Source organism: Streptomyces ossamyceticus (assembly GCF_001418475.1).
Classification (GTDB): Bacteria; Actinomycetota; Actinomycetes; order Streptomycetales; family Streptomycetaceae; genus Streptomyces; species Streptomyces ossamyceticus.
This window is the reverse complement of record NZ_LIQX01000403.1, coordinates 1-1,851: the sequence shown is the minus strand read 5'-3', so window position 1 is coordinate 1,851 and position 1,851 is coordinate 1. Positions and strand designations below refer to the sequence as shown.

1 protein-coding gene is annotated in these 1,851 nt (G+C 76.8%); it reads left to right on the top strand.

The genetic code is table 11. From position 1 onward, the window contains the following. Positions 1-1,851, top strand: a 1,851-nt coding sequence (locus tag AOK15_RS27355; protein ID WP_157870381.1) for a type I polyketide synthase, incomplete at both ends; no start/stop codon positions are given.

Sequence of the window (1,851 nt, the reverse complement as noted above, 5' to 3'; positions counted from 1 at the left end):
CTGGCCTTCCGGCCCTCGGCGCCCACGAGCGGCGGCCCGCTGCTGCCGTTCGCCTGGCGCGGCGTCACCGACCACGCGCTCGGGGCGACCGCGTTGCGCGTCCACGTCCGTGACGAGGCCGAGGACCGGGTGGCGGTGGAGCTCACCGACCCGTCCGGGCGGCCCGTCGCCTCCGTGGCCGCCCTCCACATGCGGGCCGCGTCCACCGGCGGTTTCGAGACCACGCGTGTCCGCCCCGAGTGGCTGCTGCGCACCGAGTGGCTCCCCCTCGACACGACGGCGCCCGGCGGGCGGCCCCCGACCCGGTTCGCGGTGCTCGGCGACCCCACCGCGTACACCCACGTCGAACCCCTGCTGAGGACGGCCGGGTCCGTCGAACTCCACGCCGACCTGGACGCCCTGAGCGGCGCGGGCACCCCGCCCGACGTGGTCGTCGTGCCGCTGCCGCCGGCCGAACCGACGGCGGCAGCCGCCCGCGACGCCGTGCACCGGGTGCTCGGCCTTCTCCAGCGGTGGACCACGGACCCGGCCTTCGCCGCGTCCCAGTTGGTGCTGTGCACCTCCGGCGCGGTCCGCGCCTCGGCCGACGAGACCCTCACCGACCCGGCGGGCGCCGCCGTCTGGGCCCTCGCCCGCTCCGCCCAACTGGAGAACCCCGGCAGCGTCCTGCTCATCGACCACGGCCCCGACGCCACCACCCCGCTGCCGCGGGCAGTGGCCCACGCCCTGCACCTCGACGAACCCCAACTCGCCCTCCGCGCGGACGGAACACACGTGCCGCGCCTGACCCGGCTCGCCCCGACCGGGGCCGCGACCGGCCCCTGGCCGACCACCGGCACCGTCCTGGTCACCGGCGCCACCGGCACACTCGGCCGTCTCGTCGCCCGGCATCTGGTCGTCCGGCACGGCGTGCGCGACCTGCTGCTCGCCGCGCGGCGCGGCGGCGAGGCGCCCGGCATGGAGGACCTGCTCGCCGAACTCACCGACCTCGGCGCCACGGTCCGCCTCGCAGCGTGCGACGTCACCGACCGCGCCGCGCTGGCCGCGCTGCTGGAGACGGCCCCCGAGCTGAAGGCCGTGGTGCACACCGCGGGCACCGTCGACGACGCCACCCTCACCGCCCTCACCCCCGAGCAGGTCGACGCGGTCCTCCCCGTCAAGACGGCAGCTGTGGAACATCTGCACGAGCTGACCGCCGACCGCGACCTGGACGCCTTCGTCGTCTTCTCCTCGCTGGCCGGCACCATGGGCGGCGCCGGACAGGCCAACTACGCCGCGGCCAACGCCTTCGCGGACGCCGTGTGCGCACGCAGGGCCGCCGCCGGACTGCCCGCGCTCTCCCTGGCCTGGGGCCCCTGGCAGCGCGGCGAGGGCATGACCGCGGGCGTCGCCGACAGCGACCTGAAACGCATCGCCCGCGTGGGCCTGCGCCAGCTCGACCCCCGCGAGGGCATGGCCCTGTTCGACGCGGCCCTCACCACCGGTGAGAGCCTCGCCGTCCCCGTACGGCTGGACACCTCGGCCCTCGATCCCGGCTCACCCACGACGCCGGTTCTGCTGCGCGGTCTCGCCGCCGGACCACGCGCGGACGGCACCGACCGGGCCGTACCGGCGGCCGGGCTGCGCGAGCGGCTGCTGCCGCTGTCCGCACCGGACCGCGCCACCGCCCTGGTGGAGCTGGTACGGGCGGAGGCCGCGACCGCCGCCGGACTGCCCACGGCGGACGCCGTGCCCGCCGGCAAGCCCTTCCAGAACCTCGGCTTCGACTCCCTCATGGCCGTGGACCTGCGCAACCGCCTGTCCGCCCTCACCGGATTGCGGCTGCCCGCCACCCTCGTCTTCGACCACCCC